Origin of the sequence: Brevibacterium sp. 91QC2O2 (assembly GCF_024580695.1) — a bacterium.
In the GTDB taxonomy this organism is placed as follows: domain Bacteria; phylum Actinomycetota; class Actinomycetes; order Actinomycetales; family Brevibacteriaceae; genus Brevibacterium; species Brevibacterium moorei.
Genome location: NZ_JANIJY010000014.1, coordinates 55,859 through 78,904, shown reverse-complemented (window position 1 = coordinate 78,904; position 23,046 = coordinate 55,859). Strand labels below are relative to the sequence as shown.

At 66.8% G+C, this 23,046-nt stretch carries 19 protein-coding genes and 1 riboswitch; of the genes, 1 reads left to right on the top strand and 18 read right to left on the bottom strand.

Features of this window, described 5'->3' with window-relative positions:
- Positions 1 to 145 precede the first annotated feature (145 nt).
- Both NQ036_RS10745 and NQ036_RS10740 read right to left on the bottom strand, forming a co-directional pair.
- Positions 146 to 1,372, bottom strand: a complete 1,227-nt coding sequence (locus NQ036_RS10745; protein WP_257049966.1) for an oxygenase MpaB family protein — start codon at positions 1,370 to 1,372, stop codon at positions 146 to 148.
- 180 nt (positions 1,373 to 1,552) lie between these two features.
- Positions 1,553 to 2,710: an ATP-binding protein gene (locus NQ036_RS10740; protein WP_257049965.1), complete on the bottom strand. Its 1,158-nt coding sequence runs from the start codon at positions 2,708 to 2,710 to the stop codon at positions 1,553 to 1,555.
- A gap of 159 nt (positions 2,711 to 2,869) precedes the next feature.
- Positions 2,870 to 2,982: riboswitch (SAM riboswitch) on the top strand.
- 40 nt (positions 2,983 to 3,022) lie between these two features.
- Here NQ036_RS10740 and NQ036_RS10735 point away from each other — a divergent pair.
- Positions 3,023 to 3,592: a hypothetical protein gene (locus NQ036_RS10735; protein WP_257049964.1), complete on the top strand. Its 570-nt coding sequence runs from the start codon at positions 3,023 to 3,025 to the stop codon at positions 3,590 to 3,592.
- A 108-nt stretch (positions 3,593 to 3,700) separates the two neighbouring features.
- On the opposite strand, the gene NQ036_RS10730 is transcribed toward NQ036_RS10735, so the two are convergent.
- From NQ036_RS10730 to NQ036_RS10655, 16 genes are all read right to left on the bottom strand, one after another.
- Positions 3,701 to 4,525 carry a carbon-nitrogen hydrolase family protein gene (locus NQ036_RS10730; RefSeq protein ID WP_257049963.1) on the bottom strand — a complete coding sequence of 275 codons (825 nt, stop codon included), beginning with the start codon at positions 4,523 to 4,525 and terminating at the stop codon, positions 3,701 to 3,703.
- 54 nt (positions 4,526 to 4,579) lie between these two features.
- Positions 4,580 to 5,416 carry a DsbA family oxidoreductase gene (locus tag NQ036_RS10725; protein WP_257049962.1) on the bottom strand — a complete coding sequence of 279 codons (837 nt, stop codon included), beginning with the start codon at positions 5,414 to 5,416 and terminating at the stop codon, positions 4,580 to 4,582.
- Positions 5,417 to 5,458: 42 nt separating this feature from the next.
- Positions 5,459 to 6,811, bottom strand: coding sequence for a winged helix DNA-binding domain-containing protein (locus NQ036_RS10720; protein WP_257049961.1), 1,353 nt, complete (start codon positions 6,809 to 6,811; stop codon positions 5,459 to 5,461).
- A 101-nt stretch (positions 6,812 to 6,912) separates the two neighbouring features.
- Entirely contained in the window at positions 6,913 to 8,421 is a 1,509-nt protein-coding gene (locus NQ036_RS10715; protein WP_257049960.1) for an MFS transporter, read from the bottom strand.
- Between the two features lie 61 nt (positions 8,422 to 8,482).
- A complete protein-coding gene (locus NQ036_RS10710) occupies positions 8,483 to 9,880 on the bottom strand; it encodes an ABC transporter permease (RefSeq protein ID WP_257049959.1) in 1,398 nt (465 codons plus the stop codon).
- Positions 9,877 to 10,863, bottom strand: coding sequence for an ABC transporter ATP-binding protein (locus NQ036_RS10705; RefSeq protein WP_306428350.1), 987 nt, complete (start codon positions 10,861 to 10,863; stop codon positions 9,877 to 9,879). The genes NQ036_RS10710 and NQ036_RS10705 overlap by 4 nt, the downstream gene beginning before the upstream one ends.
- Before the next feature lie 258 nt (positions 10,864 to 11,121).
- The gene (locus tag NQ036_RS10700) at positions 11,122 to 12,606 is read right to left on the bottom strand and encodes a tripartite tricarboxylate transporter permease (RefSeq protein WP_257049958.1); all 1,485 of its coding nucleotides are present in this window, start codon (positions 12,604 to 12,606) and stop codon (positions 11,122 to 11,124) included.
- Entirely contained in the window at positions 12,606 to 13,124 is a 519-nt protein-coding gene (locus NQ036_RS10695; protein ID WP_257049957.1) for a hypothetical protein, read from the bottom strand. Before NQ036_RS10695 ends, NQ036_RS10700 begins: the two co-directional genes overlap by 1 nt.
- Before the next feature lie 123 nt (positions 13,125 to 13,247).
- Complete coding sequence (locus NQ036_RS10690) at positions 13,248 to 14,570, bottom strand: DUF445 domain-containing protein (protein WP_257049956.1); 1,323 nt, start codon at positions 14,568 to 14,570, stop codon at positions 13,248 to 13,250.
- A gap of 207 nt (positions 14,571 to 14,777) precedes the next feature.
- Positions 14,778 to 15,236: a 50S ribosomal protein L9 gene (gene rplI / locus NQ036_RS10685; protein WP_257049955.1), complete on the bottom strand. Its 459-nt coding sequence runs from the start codon at positions 15,234 to 15,236 to the stop codon at positions 14,778 to 14,780.
- 18 nt (positions 15,237 to 15,254) lie between these two features.
- Positions 15,255 to 15,494 (bottom strand): 30S ribosomal protein S18, encoded by a 240-nt coding sequence (gene rpsR, locus NQ036_RS10680; RefSeq protein ID WP_257049954.1) that lies wholly within the window; start codon positions 15,492 to 15,494, stop codon positions 15,255 to 15,257.
- 24 nt (positions 15,495 to 15,518) lie between these two features.
- Positions 15,519 to 16,199, bottom strand: a complete 681-nt coding sequence (locus tag NQ036_RS10675) for a single-stranded DNA-binding protein (RefSeq protein WP_257049953.1) — start codon at positions 16,197 to 16,199, stop codon at positions 15,519 to 15,521.
- 59 nt (positions 16,200 to 16,258) lie between these two features.
- Positions 16,259 to 16,549 carry a 30S ribosomal protein S6 gene (rpsF, locus tag NQ036_RS10670; RefSeq protein WP_257049952.1) on the bottom strand — a complete coding sequence of 97 codons (291 nt, stop codon included), beginning with the start codon at positions 16,547 to 16,549 and terminating at the stop codon, positions 16,259 to 16,261.
- Between the two features lie 107 nt (positions 16,550 to 16,656).
- A complete protein-coding gene (locus tag NQ036_RS10665; RefSeq protein WP_257058805.1) occupies positions 16,657 to 18,348 on the bottom strand; it encodes a hypothetical protein in 1,692 nt (563 codons plus the stop codon).
- Positions 18,349 to 18,543: 195 nt separating this feature from the next.
- Positions 18,544 to 20,907, bottom strand: coding sequence for a transglycosylase domain-containing protein (locus NQ036_RS10660; RefSeq protein ID WP_373456826.1), 2,364 nt, complete (start codon positions 20,905 to 20,907; stop codon positions 18,544 to 18,546).
- 254 nt (positions 20,908 to 21,161) lie between these two features.
- Positions 21,162 to 22,937 carry an AMP-binding protein gene (locus tag NQ036_RS10655; RefSeq protein ID WP_257049334.1) on the bottom strand — a complete coding sequence of 592 codons (1,776 nt, stop codon included), beginning with the start codon at positions 22,935 to 22,937 and terminating at the stop codon, positions 21,162 to 21,164.
- Positions 22,938 to 23,046 lie beyond the last annotated feature (109 nt).

Here is a 23,046-nt window from a genome sequence, read left to right as displayed (position 1 = left end):
CTTCACTTCGAAGGTGATCTTTCTTCTGCGGGAATTGAACTCTAGACAAGTCCTATTTTCCCAGGTCAGAGGTCACCTTCACCTATTCATCCACACCCCGGACACCCCACACCATGAAAAACCCAGGCTAGTGGGAACGCCACCCTCACCCCACCGGCACCGTCTCATGTGCGCTCTTACCGTCGGCGGTCTGGGCCAGCAGCTGGCGGACGAACTCCTGGTTGCCGGCAATCTCGCGCTCCAGGGCCACCGGATTCTCCTGCAGCAGGGCGAACCGCCCGGCAACGGTCGGAATGTGGAGGGTCTCGGCGGCCTGGACCTCCGGATGGTGCGGGATGCCCAGGGCATCGGCAACCTCGTCGCCGTGGATCATCCTCACCTGAACCTCTGCGATGACGGTGTGCAGCTTGGGGTCCAGTCCGGTGATCTGCCCGTTCTGCACGCCCACGGCGGACAGCAGGGCCTCGGACAGGGCCCTGGACCCATCATCCGGATCCCCGTCCACCTCCGCAATGGCTTGGACCAGCGGCTCGGAACTCACGTGGTCCCGGTTGGGCTCCAGCAGGTCCGCAGGTATCCCCAGCATCCTGCCCACTACCTGCCACAGTCCGTAGACCTCGTGCACCTGCTCATCGGCCAGGTCGTAGCCCAGTCCGGCCAGTGCCCGATACGGCACATAGGTGAAGTCGAACCAGGTCCGCAGCATATCGATCGCATTGATCGGCAGCCCCCACACACTCGTGTCGCGCCCGGCCTGCAGGTCCTGGGCGCGGGAGTACGCATGCATCGCCCGCACCATCCCGGTATCGGCGAAGCCCTGCCCACCGGGGCGCAGCGCGTCCTCGTCGGCGAACAGGTGGTACTCCCAACTGGCGGTGTCGAGCAACCGCCGGACCGCGGTATCCACCAGCCGACCGGTGCGCGTGAGCACCGCGGAGATCGCCGGGGTCGAGTAGGTGTGGATGAGCGAGCCCGGCCCCAGCGCCACCGCGTGCACGGGTGCGGGGATCGTCAGATAGGCGCGCCGGCCCCGCTCCACCGCCGCCCAGTCCGCTGGCTCCACGGCCGCGCGCAGGTCGTCGATGAAGGCGTGGACTTCGGGGGCGTCCCCGGGTTCCGCGGCGCCCGCGCTCAGCGCCCGCCGCACCTGTCGCATCACGTCCTTGCGCGCCGTCGCCGAGGTGAACAGGGCGTCCGCGACCGGGTCGCCCTGGTAGAAGGCGACGAGGAAGCGTTCGGCCAGCTGCGCGCCGTGCTTGTGGGCGAAGGTCACTTGGTCGCCGCGCCCACTGGGCCAGACCGGGTCCGGTTTCGCGGCGGAGGTCGGCGTGGTTTCCGGGTTCGGGGATGCCGAATGTTGCGTCGTGTTCACGGATGCTCCTTTGCACGGTGTTGCCTGGAGCACAGTCTAAAGGTCTTTCACCGGACTCCAGAGAACCTCGCCTCTCCTGACCCTGACGACGCGGAAGCATCGGGGAGCGTCTCCGCTTCCTGTTATATTCTGTTGAACTTGTTATATTTGTTATATTTGGCTCACCAAGTAATCCCCGCCTCAATCCAAGGGTGGAGGTGGCGGGAAGCCGGCTCGTTCGCGGTTGTCGTCGATGGCCTCGGCAGCGTGGTCCCGCAGGTATTCGCGTAGGTATGGCAGGCCGATCGTCACCTGGCCCCTCCCCGCTGGAATGATCACGCCGGAGTCCAACAACCGCTGCCGGTAGACCCCTGCATAGCCGGAATCGACTCCACCCATGCGCACTCGGATATCCTCGATCCGGCTGGAGCCATCGTCCTTCGCCATTGCCAGCAGGAACTGTCGGTCCACTTCGGACAAGCCGGACAGTGACGGTTCCAGAATGAACGGGCCCAGGGACTTCCGGGCGCGCCGATAGGCGTCGCGCGCATCGTCCAGCGAGATCTCCCCGGCCTGCGGGGTGCGCCGCCATGCCAGGTCGCCGATCAATTGGACCAGGAACGGATAGCCCTGCGAGGCACTCACCAGGAAGTCCAGTACGTCTTCGGAGACGGATCGCCCATGCCCGCGGATCGGTTCGACGAACGCGGTTCTGGTCTGGTTCGGGTCCAACAGTCCGATGTGCACATTGGCGCAGCGCCGCAAGAATGTGGCCGAACGTCCGGCCAGCAGGGACCTGATCTCCCCTTGGACTCCAGCGCCGATGAAGGCGACTTCATCGTCCTCCCGCACCAGGTGCTGGTATTCGGAGGCGAACAGGGCGAACTCCTCCACTGCAGCCGAACTCACCTCGTCGATGCTGAACACGATTCCACCATCGGGCTTCAGCAGTTCGCAGATGGTGTGGACCATCGTGCGGAAGGTCGGATTCTCCACCCGCCCGTCCGCGTATTCGATGCTCAGACTGCCCACGCCCGCCAGACTCAATGACGTCACTCTGAACTTCTTCTGCGGTTGCAGTTCACCCAAGATCCTCGGAAGGTGTGAGCCGACGATGCGTTCGAAGAAACCCTGGGTGGCGGTTTCGGAAACGACCCGCCAACCGCGCCCCCGGGCCAGATCCTCCGCGTGGTTGAGGATGACGGTCTTGCCCACACCGCGCAGCCCCGTCACCAGAATGCCGCGTTCCTGCGGCCACTGGCCCTGTTCCAAGCCCAGCTCAAGCCGATTCATGACCGCGTCACGGCCAGCCAGATACGGCGGGTTCTTCCCGAATCCCGGTTTGAACGGACTATCCATGCCGATGCTCCAGACTTAGCTTTTATAGTCTTTATAGTCAAAGTAGCTTTTATAGTCTTTATAGTCCAGCCGCCCGCGCACACCACACTGCCCCGACCCCTTCGACTTATTGGGTCACAATTCTAGAAGTCGCGCCGCCGGCCGGATAGCCTGAAGGCGGTTCAAGAGCTGCGGTCCATGTCCTGGCAGACCGCACGGCAACCGGAATCGATACCACGGTGCCCCCAGGAGACGAACCGGCCACGGGCGGACCCGCCCGCGGCAAGACGATCGATCCGCCGGGGCGACCCGGCGCGAAAGGCGGCGAGAGCCATGACCTGCGAAGACCTCGCACACTTCCCCACTGTGATCCCGGACGACTGGCCGGTCTACCGGCTCGGCGGCGCGGCCCACTACGCGCCCGGCCCCGACGGCCGACCCCAGCGGGTCAGCCCGCCTCGGTCCCGGGACTGCAACGAGTACTGGAAATCCTTCAACCCCGCCGAGGCCGCGGCCTGGATCGAGGCCTGCTACGCCTTCCGCTCCGCCCCCACCCGGCCCACGATCCTGGCCCTGTCACTGAGTTCCCTACGCGATGGCGGGTTACCCACCATCGGCGACTCGCCTGAAACGGTAGAGGCCGCCCGCGCGATCGGCTTCACACCCACCGCGCTGAGCGTGTTGGGCGGAGCCCTGGCGGAGATCAGCCCGCAGGAGCACCCCCATCATCCGCGCAATTACGGCGGCGACCGGCGCTACGGAGTCCCCGGCCAGCCCTTCGACCCCAGCCAGTGGGACGGCTGGGTGAACCGGGTACTGGGCGGCACGCATCCGCTGATCGCGACGAAACGCCACCTGCGCAAGCGGCCATTCACCCTGTCCGGAGAGCGCCGCGCGGCCTGAGAGGACCACTCGCATAAACACCACTCCAGCGCGGAAACTACCTACTATTTCAGGTAGTTTCCGCGCTGGAGTGGTGTCTGCGCACAGGTATGGTCAGCGCAGCCCGGGTTACTTCGGGACCACCGCGAACCGGCGGTTGTCCAGGGCGGCGTTCGTCGTGCGCACCTGGGCGATCCGCTCGGCGTCGATGGTGGCCTGGGCCCAGGCCCCGCCCTGTTCGCCGGCACCGGCCAGCACGGTCCCCATCGGGTCGAGGATCACCGACTGACCACAGCCGTATTTGGCGGTCTGCCCGCTGGCGGCCATGTACACGGTGTTCTCGATCGCACGCGCGGCGATGAGCGTCGCCCAGTGGTATTCCTTGGCCGGACCCACCACCCAGGACGCCGGCAGGGCGATGACATGGGCTCCGGCATCGGTCAGCCGGCGGAAGATCTCCGGGAAGCGCAGGTCGTAACAGGTCGCCGCCCCCACCTTCACCCCGTCGATGTCGAAGACGAAGGGATCCTCGATCGCTCCGGCGGTCAGCTCATCGGACTCTTTGTAGCCGAATGCGTCGTACAGGTGGATCTTGCGGTACGTCCCGGCCAGTTCGCCCTCCGGTGTCACATGCACCAGGGTGTTGAAGGGGTGGGCCAGGCCGTCCGCCCCATCCCCGGCATCCGGGTTCGTCTCCGTCATCCCCGCCAGCACGTGTACGCCGACCTTCTTCGCCGCGGCTCCCAGGGCACGGACGAAGGGCCCGTCGACCGGTTCGGAGTAGAACGCCCCATCGCGGGTGTGCTTCGGGTCGGCGTACAGCGAGTATTCGGGCAGGATCACCAGATCTGCGTTCCGCCCCGCTTTGAGCACCAGTTCGATGCTGGTGCGAATGTTGTCCCGGACATCGGTGGTGGCGGCGAACTGCGCCACGGAGATCTGCAGAGTGCTCATGGGACCATTGTCCCCCACCTCACAGGACGGCGCTCGGCTCCGGCTGGAACAGGATCAGTTACAGCCATCGATTCCGCACGCCGGGGCCGAGGTCCCGGTTCCCCGGGCATCCGCGTCACCGGCCGAGGTCCCTGCCGCGCCAGTTGCCCCGGACGCACCCGCCAGCGGATCCTTGAGCACCGGTGCCGCAGCGTGCTCGGACTGCCAGACCTGGTCCAGGGCCGCCTTGAAGTAGTCGACCGGCTGGGCCCCGGAGATCCCGTACTTGTTGTCGACGACGAAGAACGGCACCCCGGTCACGCCCAGGCGCTGGGCCGCGGCCTCGTCGGAGCGGACCTCACGGGCGAATTCCTCGGAGTCCAGAACGCGGTCCACGTCCTGGGAGGGCAGGCCGATCTCGGCGGCCAGACGGCGCAGTTCGGCGTGGTCCTCGACGTTGACACCCTCACTGAAGTAGGCCTTCTTGAAGCGTTCCTCCGCGGCATCCGCCAGGCCCAGGGTGTCGGCCAGCTGGATCAGCCGGTGCGCATCGAAGGTGTTGCCCGGCGTGGCAGCGCGCCAATTGAAGTCCAGGCCGACCGCTGCGGCCTGCGCCTCCATCTGTTCGTGCTGGGCGATCGCCTGTTCACGCGTGGAGCCGTACTTCGCTGCGATCATGTCGATCAGATCGGTGCCCGGCTGGGCCTTGGTCTGCGGGTCCAGTTCGAAGCTGTGCCAGTTGATCGTCACGTCTGCGGCGTGCGGGAATTCGTCCAGGGCCAGCTCCAGATGGCGCTTGCCGATATAGCAGAAGGGGCACACGACGTCGGACCAGATGTCGATCGTCATCGGTTCTGCTTCCGGGTTCGGGGCCGCGTTCGGAGTCTGGGTCTGGTTCGCTGCTTCAGTCATCCTCTCAGTGTAGGCACCTCGGCACCCCTTTTGGTTGATTGTTCAATCACTATGCGGGTAGCGGGCGAAGGTGCGCTCCACATCGCGCAGGGCCGCAGCGCTGAGGTCCGCGAAGGGCTCGGCGCTCAACCGGCAAGCGCCGGCCGAGCCACGTGGGGCCTTCCAGGTGCCGATGAACTTCCCGCCCCTGATCATCGTCTTCTTGAACATCCCGTTGTTACCCGGCACCAGCAGGGTATGGTGCTCGTCGCTCATGAACGCCAGGCGGTCCCGATACCCCAGCACCACCTCGTCGAATCCGGGCAGCAGAAAGGTGCCGTGCGGACGTCGCCCCGCCGCCTTGACCTCGTCGGCCAAGCCCATTCGAGTCAGGGGCGTGTCCATATCGACGGTGTGCGAGGCATGCGGCCCCTGGGCCGTGACCGCTGCGCCGGACCCACCCAGCAGCTGTGGGGCGGCCGGTTCCACCCGGTCGGCGATGAGGGCGAAGCCCGCTTTGATCTGGCGCTGCGGCAGCTTGGTCCACCACTGGAAATCGCGCAGACTGGCCGGACCGTGACTGCTCAGGTACCGCAGCAGGAGTTCGGCGGTTGCGGCGTCCCGATCGTCGTTGAAGCGCCCAGCCAGGTCCGATCCGGCCGGCAGCCAGGCCTGTGCGGGCATCACCAGATTGTCCCGGTTCCCGTCCACCAGCGGTCCGTAAACCGCCAACCCGTCGACGATCATGCTGGTGATCAGCGCATACGAGGTCCCATTGCCCTCCAGCAGGCCGGCCTGGGTCCACAGTTCGGTGAGCCGACCACGCCTCACCCCGGGGGCGCCCTGCCTGTCTTCCCGAGTCTCCTCGGCTGCGGGAGTCTGCATGCCTTCAAGATCCTGCGTGCCTTCGGGTGACTGCCCGCTTGCAGTGGCCTGCCCGCTTGCAGCCGCCTGTGCCTCGGCGAAGAAGATGTCACGCGACCGGGCGACCTGTTCGGAGCTCAGGCCCAAGCGCTCATAGCGTTTGGGTTGGGCGCGGCGCTGGGGGCCTGCGCACAGCTCGGTGATCCAAGCTGCGTCGGCGCCCGGCAGCGCGAAAACGGTCCCGCGCATCGGGTAACCGCGAACCAGGGAACCCGCGGCGAAGGCCGCCACGACCTCTGCGATCCGCTGATCCACATCCCGAGGTCCCGTGCGCAGGGCGATGGAGCTGAGCACTCCGGGCAGGTCCTGGCCCTGCATGGCACCCATGCCTGCCACGACCTCGGCCGGGGAAGCAGGTCGATGCGCAATGGCGGCATCGACGGACGGTCCCGATGCCGCCGCGGAAGCAGCGGAAGCAAACGCGGAAGCAGGCCCCGCGCCCACGAGCCCCTGCGCGACCAGCCGCGCCTTCACCAGAGTCGGATTCACCATGGCCCAAGACTATGCCGGGGCACTGACACCCATGCGGTGCAGCGTGTCCCAACAATCCACGTGAGTACATGTGTAGATGTCGGAAGTGGAGCTGCGCCCGCTCAGCCCTCCGCGTCCGCGTAGGCCTCGGCGTCCACGTCCTGCCCGGTGGGGTCCCACTTCACGATCCCCACCACGATCGCGCCCAACAGCGGAGCGCAGGCGATGATCCAGAACACACCCATGGACAGGGCCGCGGAAACCACCGGGAAGAAGATGAGCGAGACGACCGAGAACGTCCGCAGCACCGCCTGGTTGAAGCCGATCCCGATCCCGCGCAGCCGTGCCGGGTAGGACAGCGTCGCATAGTTCATCAGGTTGGTGCCGGGGCCGGCCGCCTGCATGAAGATGAACACCGCCAGCATCGCGATCGACACGATGACCAGCCCGCCGGCCGGCACCCCGACGGCGGCCAGGATCACCAGGGCCACCGCCTGCACGATGAAACCGATGAGCGTGACCCTGCGCGAACCGAGGCGGTCGACGATCCCGGCGCAGATGAACCCACCCACCGCGCCGAAGCACAGGTTGATGACCAGGGAGCTGATGATCGTCACCAGCGGCCCCTGCTGGAACAGGGTCGTGATGATCAGCGGCAGCCCGTAGCCCACCGCGTTGTAGCCGAAGGTCGAGAACACGCACACGCACATCGCGATGATCGTGCGCATCCGGTAGCGCTTGGAGAACAGTTCGGCGAACCCGCTCCACTGCGTTTTGTACGCCCGCGGCCGGGTTCCCGCAATCGCGGTTCCCGCAGCCGAGGCCGCAGCACCCGCCGCGGCCGCGTCCCCGGAAGCACCCGCCGGCACGTACTCCACCTCGAGTTCGTAATGGGTCCGGAGCACATCCACGGCTCCGGCCACATCGCCCTGATTGGCCAGCCACTGTGGCGATTCCGCCATGTACCTCCGGCGCACCAGCAGCACGATGAGCGCGGGGATCGCGCCGAAGCCCACGACGATGCGCCACAGCAGCGGCTGGGCCTCGTACGGCAGGGACAGGAAGCAGATGAGGACGATGAAATAGCCGATGCCGGTGGCCACGTACCAGATGGGCGACCAGGTGCTCACGCGCTGGGAGCGGCCCTGCTTGCCGCGCAGTTTGGAGAACTCGGCGAGGAAGGCCATGGCCACCGGCATGTCCAGACCCACCCCGATCCCCATGATGATCCGGAAGAAGATGAGCACCCATTCATTGGGTGACAGGGCGCAGCCGATCGCGGCGACGACGAAGAACACCATATCGGCCATGAACAGCTTGTAACGGCCGAACCTATCGGTCAGGTATCCGCCGAACACCGCGCCGATGACGGCGCCGATCATGATCGCGGCGTTCGTCAGGCCGGTCATGAAGCCGTCCAGCCCGAACTCGGTGCGGATGGCGGTGATGCCGAAGGCCAGTGAGGACATATCGTAGGCGTCCATGAAGATGCCGCCCAGGGCCAGCAGGACGATCGCCTTGGATTTGTGCCCGTGCGATCCCTGGGCACCCAGTACGCGGTTGACGTCCTGGGCGGTGGAGATCGGCGTCGGCGCACCGGTGGAGGGAGGGTTCGGGGAGGGATTGGTCATGAGGCAACCCTAACCTGTCAATCCCCTGAGAGTCAGGGAATCAGCCCCATCGTGACCGACCTCACCCCAGTGCTGCGACCCGGGCCAGCAGCGGGCTGGTCAGCCGCAGCCCCACCCTGACCACCAGCACGCCCACCGCGACGGACCCGACCATCACCAGGAAGGTCACCGGTTGGAACACCAAGGCGGCGCCGGCCAGCGGGAACACCAGTACCAGGCCCAATACGGCGGCGAACACCGACACCCAAATCACCGGCAGCATGACCGAGCACACCGTGATCGCGCGCAGGGTCGGCACCCCCATCCCAGCGGAGTGCAGCTGGACGAAGGAATCGCTGCGGTCGTAGACATCGGCCGCCTGGTTGATCACCGCGGACACGGCGATGAACACGAAGGAGATGCCCAACACCAACAGGATCCCGGTGACGATGTCATTGCCCAGCAGGTCCATCTGCTGCTGTAGGGCAGCTTCCTGTGCCGAGGCCTCGGCTCCGCCTGCGCCGCCGGCCTCCGCGGTAGCCTGGCCGTTCAGTCCCTGGACCAGAGCGGCGCCGGTACCGGCCACGGTCGCGGTGAAGGCGGTCATCGCCAGGCCGGAGACGCGGCGCCAGTAACGCTTGGGGTCATCGAGCACGAAGCGTGCGGCCACCAGCCGCTCCGCAGTGCGCGCCCGCTTGGCCGAGGTCCGCGCGATGATCCGCACGAAGACCACGCCCAGCAGGTCGACAACCAGCAGTCCGCCGGCCAGCATGGCCAGCAGCGCCACGACGATGACCGCCATGCTCGTGGCCATCCGCGTGATCGAGACGGCCACGAACACCAGGACCAGCAGCACGGCACCGCAGGCCACCCGACCCCAGGGGAAGCCGGGTGCCTGCTGGCGGGTGCGCACACCCAAGGGGGATACGACCACGCGCCGCAGACCCACCAGGGTGCTGGCCACGGACACCGCGACCAGCAACACGACCGCCAGGACCAGGGCCCACACGGGGAGGACCATATTCGCGTAGCCGAGGCCAGTACCCTGGAAGTGGATGAGGCTGGTGGGCACCAGCAGCACGAAGTACCCCGCGATGCCGGCCACGGTGCCCACGGTCGCCAGCAGCGCCGGTTCCGCCAGCGCCACCAGGGTCACGCCCGCCGCCGAGGCCCCCAGCAGTGACAGCGAGGACAACCGTTCGTCATTGCGCCGGCTCGACAGGTTCGCGGCCGCCTGTCCCAGGGTGAAGGCCGGGACGATGAGCAGCACGGTGGCGATGGCCGCCAGCACCTTGTACATACCGAGCATGCCGCCCGCGTCGTTCGCCGTGTCCCAGTGTATGAAGGCCCAGGTTCCGCCGGCCACGGTGAGGAAGAGTGCGGAACATGCGGCGAAGGCGGCCATCATGAGCAGAGCGGGCCCGGATTTCAGGGTCCGCGCGTTGATGAGCAGGGGCAGCAGGCGCAGCGCGTTCCTCATGACCACGCCCCCTGGTCGGGATTGGGGGTTGAGCTGGGGTTGGTCCCGGAGGCTGGCTGGGCCTGACCCGGCTGGACCCAGGCGGGCTGGGACTGCTGGGGCCCGGCACCCGTCCCGGCGGGGGCCTCGGCGCCGAAGCCGACCGTGGTACCCGTCGAGGTGTCCGAGACGATGCGGCCGTCGCGCAGTCGCACGGTCCGGTCGCAGGCCGCGGCGACGGTTTCATCGTGGGTCACCAGGATCAGGGTCCGGCCGCGGCCCGTGGTCGAGCCCAGCAGCAGGTGGAGCACCTGGGCGCCGGTCTGCGAGTCGAGCGCGCCCGTTGGCTCATCGGCGAAGACAATGGCGGGGTCATTGGCCTGGGCGCGGGCGATCGCCACGCGCTGGGCCTGTCCGCCGGAGAGCTGCCCGATCCGCTTGCCGGCGTGTTCGGTCAGGCCCACGCGGGCCAGCAGCTCGCGCGCTTGCCCGGTGGCCGGGGTCCGGGGCACGCCCGTGAGCATTGCGGCCACGGCGACATTCTCCTCGGCCGTGAGCTCCGGCAGCAGCAGGCCCTGCTGGAACACGAAGCCGAAGGTGGTCCGGCGCAGGGCGGTGCGAGTCGCCTCGGAGGCGGCGGTGATGTCGAGCGGGGCCGCGCCCGGCTGAGTCGCGCCGGGCTGGGCTGTGGCCCCCGGGCTCAGCACGACCTGGCCGGCGTCGGGCAGGATCATCCCCGCCAGGGTGTGCAGCAGGGTGGTCTTGCCCGAGCCGGAGGGGCCCATGATCGCCACGGACTCACCGACCCGCACGCTCAGGTTCACTCCCGCGAGCGCGGCGGTGGGCCCGTAGTGCTTCTGCAGGCCCGATGCCTGCAGTACCGGGGCACCGGGTGGAGTGGTCCGAGACCCGGGCTGGGGCTGCTGCGCGGGCTGAGCGGACTGCGGGGCATAGCCCGGCTGCGGCGGGTACTGGGGGACGGGAACGGGCTGGAAATCATTCATACCCCCAGCATCGCGTGCGCGAGCCGGCCGGGCCATGGTGCCGACCCCAGACCTCGGCAGGGGGAAATCCCCTCATCCGCGAGTATGAGGATACATATGCTGTACTTTCGACAGTCGATGAAGTCCCGCTCCATCGAGTGTTCCCGCGCCTACCCAACAACCCCGGAAATCCGCGGCCCACGCGGGCTGCAAGTGACACGAACCGGACACTCGATGGGGCCTCGGCGCATCGAGTGGGAATGCACCCTCCCCGCGCCCCTACCCCAGCACCTTGAGAATGCCGGGCACGGACAGGATCGCCACGTAGTACCCCATGAACAACACACCGGAGTGCAGTTTGAGGGTGCGCACCAGCAGGCCGGACAGCAGGCCGATCGTCAGCACCACGATCAGGCCCAGCAGGCCGCCCTCCCACACGCTGACCAACAGCACCAGGCCCGAGAACCCGGCGATGATCGCCTCGTGGCTGACCTTCGAGACGACGAAGCGCGCGGCGGCGTGGGCGTAGCGCATGGCGAACGGATAGGCGATGAGCCCGGCCAACAGCACGCCCAGGAGGGCGAAGACGAAGAACTGCCCGGTCGACAGGGTGTCGGACAGGTTGAAGTGCTCGCCGGAGGCGGCATCCGTGTGGAACACCGGCGGCGCGTTGAACAGGGGCGCGGCGGGACCGGCGGCAACCGGCGACAGCGGCAGCCCGAAGGCCACCAGCGGGATCAGGGTCTCGGCCATATAGGTCGATTCCGTGGTGCCGTTCTTCGCACTGACCACGGTGGCCAGGCGCTGATAGCCCTGCTTGATCTTCGCGCCCACCAACTCGCCCATCAGCACCGTCATCGCAACGGGGCTGAACACGAAGGTCGCACTGGAGATCACCGAGGTCGCGGCCGTCGCGCCCAGCTGCTGCTTGTCGAGCACCTTGAACGGATTGGGCCAGGTGTGGTGCGTGCCGTGCGCGCCCCGGTCGACATCGACGTGCTCGCCCGTGGCCGAGGCGGCCTGCGCGGTGGCCGCACCGGACTTCCCGCGCGTCTTCCGGTTCCCGACCCCCAGCTCCGAGGTGTCGGGGGCCAGGTAGACGTGCGAGGGCTCCCGCCTGCGCATCCGGGCGCGATTGCCCGGTACCAGCACGGCGAACAGGTCGAAGATCATCGGGCCGATCGCGATCCCCATGAAGTAGCTGGTGGAGATCGTCACGTCGAAGGTCCCGGCCCAGGCGTTGAGCCCCATGACGATCGCGACGAATGGGATGAGCGCCAGGACACCGGCCAGCTTCGCGGGCGACACATAGGCGATGAGGATCGCGGCGATGAGGAACAGCCACGGGGCGATATCGCCGATGAAGGCCTCGAAGGGCGAGAGCACCCAGGCGAACAGTACGGCCACCGGCACGGCGATGACCGCGGAGATCAGCGCAGCCGAGATCGCCTTGCGCAGCGCCACGTGCGGCACGCCCAGGGCGCGCATCCGGTTGGCGTCGTCCATGATGGGCACGGCCAGGGTGTCGCCCGGAATGCCCAGGAGCATCGTGGGGATCGCATGCGTCATGTGCTTGGACACGGCTGCGGCGATGAAGAACGTGAAGATTCCGGCCGGGGGCACGCCCAGCAGGATGACGACCAGGGTCAGGGGCGCGATGGTCGAGGTCTCATCGGTGCCGGAGACCACGCCGACCAGGGTGAAGACGATGGCGCCGATGATGCCCATGAGTACGGCGATCGGGACCTGGGACAGGATCTCCATCAGGCGGCACCTCCCCGGGCCGCATCCGGAGTTCCCGAGGTTCCGGAATCTCCCGAGGTCCCGGCGGCACGCGCCTGCCCGGCCTCGAACGCCGAGGTCAGTCCGGCCTCGGCGAGTTCGTGCCGCGAACGCGCACTGGCCTGGGCCAGGGTTCCCAGACCCTGCGGGTCGGCCGCCATATCGTCGATCGTCTCGTCCACCCGCGAGGTATCGGAGGCGTGATCGCTCACGATCCGCGCCGGCGGTACCAGGAAGCCGACGACGACCGCCCCGATCACCGTGCCTATCAGCCCCGTGACCAGGGACCACACCTTGACCAGAGCGGGGTCGGCGACGAACAGGCCGACGAGCCACTTGCCTCCGTAGAGGCCGATCATGGCGCCGGCGACGCCCAGGACGATGCCCAGCAGCAGCTTCTTGCCGCGCACTGTGTCATTCCAGACGAATAGGTACTCTCCGTCTGTCTGGGGCTCATCCGGAGCGGTTCCGCCCTGGGCCGGCGGGCGCGTTCGCGTCATTGCGATCCTTACTGTTTCGGGGGCACGGTTTCGATTGCGGGATTGGGAGCGATGAACTCCACCGTTCATTGTAAGCGCGTCCTCACCCGCGCGGCCCGACCCGGGGCGCCGCGGTCGGTCGGCTCAGGGGATGAGGACTTCGACGGCGTGCAGTACGAAGCCGACCAGGGCGCCGATCACGGTGCCGTTGATCCGGATGAACTGCAGGTCGCGCCCGGCCAGCAATTCGATCTTCTCCGAGGCCTGCTGCGCGTCCCAGCCGGCGATCGTATCCGAGATGACACTGGCCAGCTCAGGGCCGAAGGACTCGGCCGCCGCACCCGCCGCATCCGCCAGCCGCGCATCGATGCCCGCGGCGAAGGCCTCGTCCTCGACACAGCGGGTGGAGAACTCGGTCAGGGCCGCACGGATCCGCGAACCGATCTCGCCGGTGGGATCGCCGATCGCCGTGCGCAGCAACACCGACAGGCTGGTCCACAGATCCACCACCGCCGCCGCCACGCTGGGGTGGGCCAGCAGCTGGGCCAGAACGGATTCGGTCCGCTCCGCCACGGGGGAATCCTCGTCCTGCATATCGTGGGCCACGGCCAGCAGCCATTCGTCCAGGGCGCGGCGGACTTTGTGGTCCGGGCGGTCGCGGATATCGCCCAGCCAGCCCAGGACCTCGCGCTGCAGGCGGTTGGCGATGCCGGAGTTGACGAACTTCGGCACCCAGGACGGGGCCTTGGTCGCCACCTGGTCGCCCAGCACCTGCGGGTTGTTGTAGAGCCAGTCGAAGGCCTCGTCGAGGATGATGTCGATCAGCCGTTTGTGCGAGCCGTCGGAGATGACCCGTTCCAGGACCAGGCCCAGCGCCGGGGCCTTGCGCAGATCCGTCAGCTTCGGGATGAGCACGTTCTTCGTCAGCGATTCGACCGCAGCGGAATCCACCCGGTCCAGCACGTAGTTCAGTCCCTGTGCCGCACGCCCCACCAGCAGTTCCTGGTTGTCGGGGCGGCTCAGCCACAGGCCGGCCCGGTAGGTGACGTGGGCGGAGAGGATCTTGGGCGCCACGGTGGACTTGCGCAGGAAGTTCGTCGCGACGAACTCCGACAGGGTCTCCCCCAGCGAGTCCTTCTTGCGCGGAATGATCGCGGTGTGCGGGATCGGCAGGCCCAGGGGATGGCGGAACAGGGCGGTGACGGCGAACCAGTCGGCGATCGCACCGACCATCGCGGCCTCGGCTGCGGCGGCGATGAAGCCCCAGACACCGCCGAGGTCTGTGAAGATATGGACCAGCAGGAAGATCAGGGCGGCCAGGATCAGCGCACCGGTGGCGATCCGGCGCATCTTCGTCAAACCACGGCGGCGTTCGGCATCCCCGGCGGTATCGAGCTCGAAGGTGGATGCCGGTGCAGGCGGCGTCTGCGGCCGGGGTGGGACCGGGCCGGGCTGCTCATCACTCATACCCCCAGTCTAGGTTCGGCACGCCGGCCGGCCCGTGAGCCGGTGTCGTGGCAGCGCGCCGGGGTCGTGGTTCCGGACATGCAGAAGGCGCCGGTCGCCGCCCCCGTCGGAACGGGGAACGGCGACCGGCGCCTTGAGAACCGTGCGGATCGGATCCGGTGGATCAGGACCCACTGGATCGGACCGCGCGACTCACGACCCGATGAATCAGGCCTTGCCGATGACGGCGAACTTGGCCGAAGCCGTGATCTCGTCGTGCACGCGCACCGTGGCGGTGTAGGTGCCGGGCGTCTTCACGTGGGCCGGCAGGGCGACCTGACGACGGTCGAACTCGCGACCGGTCGCGGCGGCCAGGGCCTCGGCGACCAGGGCCGGGGTGACGGCGCCGAACAGGCGACCGTTCTTGCCGGCCTTCATCTCGATGCGAGCGGCGGTCTTCTCCAGCTGCGCCTTCAGTTCCAGAGCGGCATCGCGGTCGGCGAGCTGCTTGGTCTGACGGGCCTTCTGCAGGGCTGCGATCTGCTTTTCAGCACCGGCGGTCCAGGGCTGAGCCCAGCCGCGGGGCAGCAGCAGGTTACGAGCGTAACCGGCCTTGACCTCGACGACGTCGCCGGCAGCGCCCAGTCCGTCGACTTCCTGGTTGAGGATGATCTTCTTAGTAGCCATGAATATCTCCCCTTCCTATCAGCGGTTCGTGCTGGTGTAGGGCAGCAGCGCCATTTCGCGGGCGTTCTTGACGGCCTTCGCGATAACGCGCTGTTCCTGCACGGTCACACCGGTGACGCGACGTGCACGGATCTTGCCGCGGTCCGAGATGAACTTGCGCAGAGTTGCGGTGTCTTTGTAATCGATCAGCGCGGCCTCGCCCTTCTTCAGGGGATTGGCCTTCTTCTTGATCGGCTTCCGGATATCCGGCTTTGCCATGATGTACTCCTGTTGAAAACGTGTTTAGAACGGCGGTTCGTCGTCGGTCGGGTTGCCCCAGCCGCCGCCACCGGCGTTCGGATTCGACGATGCCCAGGGATCGTCGTCCTGGCGAGGCGCAGGGGCCCCGCCGCCATTGCCCTGGTTCGCACCGGGGTTCTGGCCCCACTGGGAACCACCCTGATTGCCGCCGTTGAAGCCGCCACCGGGGTTGTTGTTCCCGAAACCGTTATTGCCGTAGCCACCACCGGGGTTGCCCTGGGGCTGGTTGTAACCGCCCTGGTTGCCACCCTGACGCTGCTGGCCGCCGCCGTATCCGCCCTGGTTCCCGCCACCGGAGCGCTCATTGCGCGTCACATTGGCGGTGGCGTAGCGCAGGCTGGGGCCCACCTCGTCGACGTCGAGCTCGAAAACCGTGCGGTTCTCTCCCTCTTTGGTTTCGAAGGTGCGCGCACGCAGCCGGCCCTGCACCACGACACGGGTGCCACGGGACAAGGAGCTCGCCACGTTCTCCGCCATATCGCGCCATGCAGCACAGCGGAGGAACATGGTTTCGCCGTCCTTGAATTCGTTCATGCGGCGGTCGAAGGTCCGAGGAGTCGAGGCCACCGTGAAGTTCGCGACGGCCGCACCATTGGGGGTGAAGCGCAGATCGGGATCAGCGGTGAGGTTGCCTACCACGGTGATAATGGTTTCGCCGGCCATGAGGACTCCTTAAGCAACGACCCGGCGAGCCGGGTCTGGTGGACTACGGACCTGTTCGGTTACTTGGCTGCGGGACGGATGAACTTGCTGCGCAGCACGGATTCGTTCAGACCCAGCAGACGCTCAAGTTCCTTGGTGGTCGCAGGCTCTGCGTGCAGATCGATGACTGCGTAGTAGCCTTCGGTCTTCTTCTGGATTTCGTACGCCAGGCGGCGACGGCCCCAGATGTCGACGTTGTCGATCGTGCCGTTTTCAGCGGGGACGACCTTCGTCAGCTTTTCAACAGTGGTACCCAGCGAACGCTCGTCGAGTTCCGGGTCCAGGATGAGCATGAGCTCGTAGTGACGCATGTGTAACCCACCTCCTCTGGTCTATGCGGCCATGGTCGGTCCATGGCAGGAGGGTAAATGCGTGCCCGGCCCGCACGATGGTTCGCACGGACACAGACCTTTCGATTCTAGTGCCTGGGATGGTGACCGTCTAGCCGTTCGTGCGCCGAAGTCGGGCGAATCACGTTTCGCACGTCTTCCGCCGAACCGTCTTCGGTCATTCCGCCGTCCCCGTCCGGGTCGGTAGGACCGTCCGGTCCGGCGGGACCGGTCGCGGCATCTGCATCCACCGAGCGCAGGCGACTGCTCACCAGGTCCCCCATGCCCTCCACGGGTCCCGCGGCCTCCACATCGTCCGCGGCTTCCCCGGCTTTCAGATCTTCCCCGGCTTCCGGGTCCTCTGCAGCGCCCGTTCCCTCCGTGGGTTCAACGCGGCCCATGGCGCCCTGGGCCGCGGCTACGCCCCGGGCCTCGAATTCCGATGCCGGGGTCCGGGTCCCGGTGGTTGCGGCCGAGGACCGGTCGGCAGTCTGGTCCCGCGGCCAGAGAGCTGCGACGATGACCGCGAGAACCGCGGCCAGACGCAACACGGTGAAGATGACGAGCCAGGACTGGTCCAGCCCCACCTTGTCCTGGGTGCGTGCGGCATCGCGCAGATTGACCGCGATGAAGAGGGCGGCTTCGGCGAGCATCCACGCCACGTGGACCCACAACCGGTGCACAGCCGCGGCTGCCGCCGGGACCAGCCACAGCGCCAGGGTGATGGGGGCCGCCGGCAGCAGCAGCAGGCTCAGCCCGAAGACGATGCTCAGGATCTGGGCCAGATCGAGGTGTCGGCCGAACATGTAGATGAGCTGGGCTGCGGCCAGCAGGGCCACGGCCCACACGATGAGCGAGAGCAGGCCGAGTTCGCGCGGGGATCCCAGGCCCGCCGACAGGGTCAGCGAGACCAGTGACCCACGATCCACAGCGGCGCTGAGCCAGGCCTGTGCCCGGGCGATGATCTGCCCGTCGACGATGATGAGCAGCCCCAGCGCGATGATCCCGCTGCCGACCATGACCAGCAGGTCGCCGGAGTCGATCCGCCGCGCCCCGGGGCCGAGGTCCCGGTCGGCACCCGCCCGGGCGGCGGAATCCGCAGAGGCGGCTCGACCGGCACCCAGTGAGCGCAGGCACAGGACGATCGGCACCAGCAGTGCGATGGGGCTGATGACGACCGCTACGGCGAACAACAGGCCGGCGCAGACCAGCGCTCCGGTGGACGGGCGTTCGGCCGCGGGTGTGAGGAGGACCAGGGCGAGCAGGGTGGCGGCCACCGCCACCGGTTCCAGCCCCTGGCCCAGGGAGAAGATCACGACCGGTGAGAGGAAAGCCGCGGCGACCCAGGAACTGCCGGGCATGAGCCGTAGCAGACTCACACCGATCACGGCGACGGCCGCGACGTTGATGACGAGGAGGAAGGCCATGGTCGTCTGCACGTCCGAACCACCGAAACCGGTCAGGCCGACCAGCCAGGCATTGCCGGGGGTGAACGTCGACAGGCCACCGGTGGAACGTCCCGGGAAGTCGGGGAAGGTCTGACCCAGCACGGCGTTGGCAACGGGCGATGCGCACAGGCGGCGCGAGGCTCCGGGGAAGCCCCAGCCGTCTGTGAAACAGGCGACCTGGCGGGTCAGTCCCAGCAGACAGGAGATCCCCAGCAGCACCAGGCTCCAGGTCGCAGCACCCGCGCGGAAGCGACGATCCGCCGGTCCCGCGTGGGCGCCGGCGGTTCCTCCCAACAGGGGTTCGGCCAAACGTGCAGGGCTTGTTGTCACCATGGGGCCAGCGTACTTCACAGCACTGACACGGCCTCGTCAACGCACCGCGCACCCGCACAGGCGCCTTTTGCCCAACGCACCCCGTCCAACGCACCACACGCCGGTCCGACGCACCGAGTGGCCGGGACATGCCGGGAGGCCTCGGAAGGTCTCGGCACATCCCAGCCACTCGGCGGGGATTCAGCAGCAGTTGGGCTACTTGTTTGAAACCACAGCGGAGTCGTCCTTGGAGTTGGACCCGGAGTTCGGACCCGTCTTGTCCTTGTTCTTATCCTTGTTCTTGGAGTCCGACGAGTTCCCCCCTGTACCGGAGTCGTCGTCCTTACCGGAATCTCCAGTGGAAGGCTTCTCCGGCTTCTTCGGCGGTTCGATTCCCGTCTTCCCGCCGTCCTTCCCATCGCCGTCGGACTTTCCCTTGCCGTCCGCGGACCCCTTGTCCTTGCCCTTGTCCTTCGAGTCCTCCCGGTCCTTCTTCTTATCCGATTCGTCCTTGGCCTTCTCGGTGTGCCTGGCCTTGGACCTGGAGTTCGAGGACGAATGCGACCTGGAGTTCGACGACCGGTTCGAATTACCCCGCAACTCGTTGTTGCCGCTACCGTATTGGTCGTCGTCCCCACCGGTGTTGAGCTTGGGCAGGTCCGAGGGGCTGGGCCGCGAGGGGAAGGACTTCACATCCGTGCCCTCGAGCGACTGCCGCATGAAGTGCGTCCAGGCCTGCACTGGGTACGAACCGCCGGTGACCTCGCCGCGCGAGCCCCAGGGTCCGATCGGCACCGCATAGTTCCGCATCTCCCCCGAGGCCTTGTCCTTCTTCGCCTTGGTCCGGGAGATCGACACGACGGTGGCGCGCTGCGGCGTATAACCGGTGAACCAGGCCGAATAGTTGTCACTCGAGGTACCGGTCTTGCCCGCGGCGGGCCGGCCCAGACTGGAGGCGTAGGAGCCGGAGCCGGAGGAGATGACGTGGCGCAGGGCGTAGGTTGTCTCCGCCATCACCGCCTTGTCGAACTTGCGCTCTCCCTCGGTGTCGGGCTGGTAGACGACCTTGTCGGCACCGTCCGTGGCCTTCTCCACCACATGCGCCTTGCGATAGATTCCCTGGGCGGCGAAGGTCGCATAGGCATTGGCCATGTCCACCGGGCGCGGGCTGGAGGTGCCCAGCACGTTCGACAGGTTCTTGTCCAGGCCCTGTGTGCTCTCCGGCAGACCGGCGCGGATCGCGGCCTCCTGGGTCTTCTCCGGGCCGACCTTCTTGTTCAGGTACCCGTATGCGGTATTCACCGACGATTCCGTGGCCTTGAGCAGGGACACCGTACCGTAGCTGGACCCGCCGAAGTTGTGCACGGTCCACGGCGCGTTCCCCTCGGAACGGATCGTGATCTGCGAACCGGGCCAGGACGAACCCAGGCGGTAGCCGTCCTCGATCCCGGCGACCAGGGCGAAGGGCTTGAACGTCGAGCCAGCCTGTGCGGTGCCCTGCAGAGAATCGTTGAACTGCTGCTTGAGATAGTCCTTGCCGCCGTACATCGCACGGATCCCACCGGTCTTCGGGTCGATCGACACCAGGCCGATGTGCATGCCCTTCTTGGGCTTGGGCAGGGACTGCACGGTGTCCAGCGCCGCGTCCATGTCCTTCTTGTTGAAGGTCGTGACGATCTTGTAGCCGCCACGGTAGATCTGGTCCTCGCTCAGGCCCTGGGCCTTCATCTCGTTGACCACGGCGCGCAGCATATAGCCGGTCTGGCCACCGAAGCCCTTCTCCTTCTTGGGCGAGTAGACCTTGGGCATGGTCGTGTCATTGCCCAGGTTCGCCGGGATGTTACCGCGTTCGACCATCCCCTGGATCACATAGTTGTAGCGGCCCTGATAGACCTCCGGATTGTCGGCGGGATCCGCGGCCCCCGGACGCTGGATGATCGCGGCCAACAGTGCGGCCTGCTTGTAGTCCAGGTCAGCGGCGGGCTTGTGGAAGTAGTTCTGGGAGGCGACCTCGGCCCCGTATGCCCCGCGGCCCAGGTAGATGGTGTTGAGGTAATTCGCCAGGATCTGGTCCTTGTCCAGTTCCTGGTCGATCTTCAGGGCGATGAACATCTCCTTGGCCTTGCGGACCATGGAGTGGTCGTTCGTCAGATAGTAGTTCTTGACGTACTGCTGGGTGATCGAGGAACCGCCGCCGGCGTAGTCGTTGGTCACCAGGCCCCAGACCGCACGGCCCAGGCCCTTGACGTTGATCCCGCGGTTCTCGTAGAAGGACCGGTCCTCCGCTGCAACGGTGGCCGCCTTGAGCGTGGGTGAGATCTTATCGGGTGCGACCGGCTGCCGGTTCTCGATCTTGAGCTGACCGATCAGCTTCTTGCCGTCGTCGTAGTAGACATTGGTCGTCGCACCGGTTGCGGACACATTCGCCTGTGGAATGGGCGTGCGGCTGTAGCCGATGGCGAAGCCGGCCACGACGATGACGAAGAGGCCCAGGACGCCGGTGACCCACAGCCGGAACGACGGCAGCCAGCGGGTGAACCCGCTTTTGCCGGCTCGCGGATAGTTCAACACGCGCCCCATCCAGGTACGACGGCGGCCCGTAGCGGCACCCCTCGACGCAGCTGCGTCAGACGAACGTTTAGACAAGAATCCCCCAGGGGTTTCAGACGACTGGTTCCGAAGCCCAGGTCGCCGCCGGTGAGTGGTGGGGCCGGATTCGGAACGGAAAACCGCCCTTCAGTCTAAGTGCCCCAGCTGTCCGTGCCCATATACCATCACCTGTGAATCTCGGGGTGGCGCCACTCACACACCCTCAGGATCAGTGTCCCCTAACCTTAAGAGAGCGGTTCGGCGAAATCGGCCTCGGACCACTCGCGCGAGGCTCCATCGCCCCAACTCGGACCACTGGCACCAGCGGTGCCGGCCGGGTCCACACCCGGCACCCGATCCTCGATCTCCCCGCCCACACCGTGCAGTTCGCGTTCGCGCACACGCAGTTCGACGCGGCGGATCTTCCCCGACATGGTCTTGGGCAGTTCGGTGAACTCCAGACGCCGGATTCGCTTGTAGGGCGGCAGTTCTTCGCGGCAGAAGCGCAGAATGTCCTCGGCCGTTCCGGCGTTCGGCTCCCACCCCGGAGCCAGGACGACATAGGCCTTGGGAACCGCCAGGCGCACCGGGTCCGGGGAGGGCACGACGGCGGCCTCGAGTACCGCCTCGTGCTCGATCAGGACCGACTCCAATTCGAAGGGCGAGAGCCGGTAGTCGCTGGCCTTGAACACGTCGTCAGCCCGGCCAACGTACGTGAAACAGCCGGTTTCGTCGCGCGCCGCGACGTCACCGGTGTGATAAACATCATCGGCGAAAACGGCGTCGGTGCGTGCCTCATCGTGCCAGTAGCCCGTGGTCAGGCCCACAGGACGGGGGTCCAGGCGCAGGCAGATCTCCCCCTCGTCGGTCATCTCACCGGTCGCGGGATCCCGCAGCACCACGTCGAAACCGGGCAGGGCGCGCCCCATCGTGCCGGGCGCGGTGTCCTGCCCCGGTGTATTGCCGATGACCAGTACGGTCTCGGTCTGGCCGTAGCCATCGCGTACCGTGGTGTGCCAGTCCCGTTCGACCCTGGCGATGACATCGGGGTTCAACGGCTCCCCCGCCGACAGCGCCTTGGCCGGCGGCGCGGACAGGTTTTCCAGACCCTCCTGGACCAGCATCCGCCAGACGGTGGGAGGAGCGCAGAAGCTGGTCACTCCGACGGTGTCCATCACCCGCATGAGCGCCGCCGCATCGAAGCGCGAGTAGTTGTAGACGAACACGCAGGCCCCGGCGATCCAGGGCGTGAAGATATTCGACCAGGCGTGCTTGGCCCAGCCGGGCGAGGCGATGTTCAAGTGCACATCGCCCGGTTCCAGACCCATCCAGTAGAGGGTCGCCAGGTGTCCCACCGGATAGGACACGTGCGTGTGGACGACCATCTTGGCCTTCGACGTGGTGCCCGAGGTGAAGTAGAGCAGCAGTGGGTCGTCCGCCGCGGTGGGGCCGTCGGGGGTGAAGGCAGCCGACTGTTCGGCCGCCGCCGCATAGGCCACATCCCCGGGACGCTGTGCCGGGGCACCCACCACGATCCGGGTCAGGGGTGCCTCGACGGAATCGAATTTGGCGGCATCCGCGGCGCCGACGATGGCGAAGTCCACCTCGCCGCGCTCGGCCCGATCGTGCAGATCGACCGGGCCCAGTTGAACCGCGGTGGGCAGCATGACCGCACCCAGCTTGGTGCAGGCCAGCATCGACTCCCACAGTTCGACCCGGTTGCCCAGCATGATCATCACATGACTGCCCCGGCGCACCCCGGATGCGGCCAGCAGATTGGCCACCCGGTTGGATCGCAGCGACAGGTCGGAATAGGACCAGGTCCGCTGTGAACCGTCCTCCTCGACGATGTGCAGGGCCGGCTCGTCATTGCCGTCCGCCACGACGTCGAACCAATCCAGGGCGAAGTTGAAGTGCTCGAAGTGCGGCCAGGAGAAGGAATCACGCGCGGCGTCCAGATCCTCGCGAAGTTCGATCAACTGGTCTCTGGCGGCACGGAACCGCTCGGTCACATCGCTCACATTCTCTCCTTTGGGAAGCGTCGCGTATAACTGAATCGTCGCAAATCAGCTGCGACGCTGCAAAGGTGATTTTATCCGCTACACGGTGTAGAACTCGGGATTTACCGCA

What these genes read in the sequence shown, in the direction of transcription:
- NQ036_RS10675 (WP_257049953.1), bottom strand. Translation starts at nt 16,199, where the DNA reads ATGGCCGGCGAAACCATTATCACCGTGGTAGGCAACCTCACCGCTGAT.
- NQ036_RS10740 (WP_257049965.1), bottom strand. Translation starts at nt 2,710, where the DNA reads ATGGATAGTCCGTTCAAACCGGGATTCGGGAAGAACCCGCCGTATCTG.
- NQ036_RS10690 (WP_257049956.1), bottom strand. Translation starts at nt 14,570, where the DNA reads ATGAGTGATGAGCAGCCCGGCCCGGTCCCACCCCGGCCGCAGACGCCG.
- NQ036_RS10700 (WP_257049958.1), bottom strand. Translation starts at nt 12,606, where the DNA reads ATGGAGATCCTGTCCCAGGTCCCGATCGCCGTACTCATGGGCATCATC.
- NQ036_RS10665 (WP_257058805.1), bottom strand. Translation starts at nt 18,348, where the DNA reads ATGGTGACAACAAGCCCTGCACGTTTGGCCGAACCCCTGTTGGGAGGA.
- NQ036_RS10725 (WP_257049962.1), bottom strand. Translation starts at nt 5,416, where the DNA reads ATGACTGAAGCAGCGAACCAGACCCAGACTCCGAACGCGGCCCCGAAC.
- rpsF (WP_257049952.1), bottom strand. Translation starts at nt 16,549, where the DNA reads ATGCGTCACTACGAGCTCATGCTCATCCTGGACCCGGAACTCGACGAG.
- NQ036_RS10720 (WP_257049961.1), bottom strand. Translation starts at nt 6,811, where the DNA reads ATGGTGAATCCGACTCTGGTGAAGGCGCGGCTGGTCGCGCAGGGGCTC.
- NQ036_RS10715 (WP_257049960.1), bottom strand. Translation starts at nt 8,421, where the DNA reads ATGACCAATCCCTCCCCGAACCCTCCCTCCACCGGTGCGCCGACGCCG.
- NQ036_RS10710 (WP_257049959.1), bottom strand. Translation starts at nt 9,880, where the DNA reads ATGAGGAACGCGCTGCGCCTGCTGCCCCTGCTCATCAACGCGCGGACC.
- NQ036_RS10730 (WP_257049963.1), bottom strand. Translation starts at nt 4,525, where the DNA reads ATGAGCACTCTGCAGATCTCCGTGGCGCAGTTCGCCGCCACCACCGAT.
- NQ036_RS10695 (WP_257049957.1), bottom strand. Translation starts at nt 13,124, where the DNA reads ATGACGCGAACGCGCCCGCCGGCCCAGGGCGGAACCGCTCCGGATGAG.
- NQ036_RS10735 (WP_257049964.1), top strand. Translation starts at nt 3,023, where the DNA reads ATGACCTGCGAAGACCTCGCACACTTCCCCACTGTGATCCCGGACGAC.
- rpsR (WP_257049954.1), bottom strand. Translation starts at nt 15,494, where the DNA reads ATGGCAAAGCCGGATATCCGGAAGCCGATCAAGAAGAAGGCCAATCCC.
- NQ036_RS10705 (WP_306428350.1), bottom strand. Translation starts at nt 10,863, where the DNA reads ATGAATGATTTCCAGCCCGTTCCCGTCCCCCAGTACCCGCCGCAGCCG.
- rplI (WP_257049955.1), bottom strand. Translation starts at nt 15,236, where the DNA reads ATGGCTACTAAGAAGATCATCCTCAACCAGGAAGTCGACGGACTGGGC.
- NQ036_RS10660 (WP_373456826.1), bottom strand. Translation starts at nt 20,907, where the DNA reads ATGGGGCGCGTGTTGAACTATCCGCGAGCCGGCAAAAGCGGGTTCACC.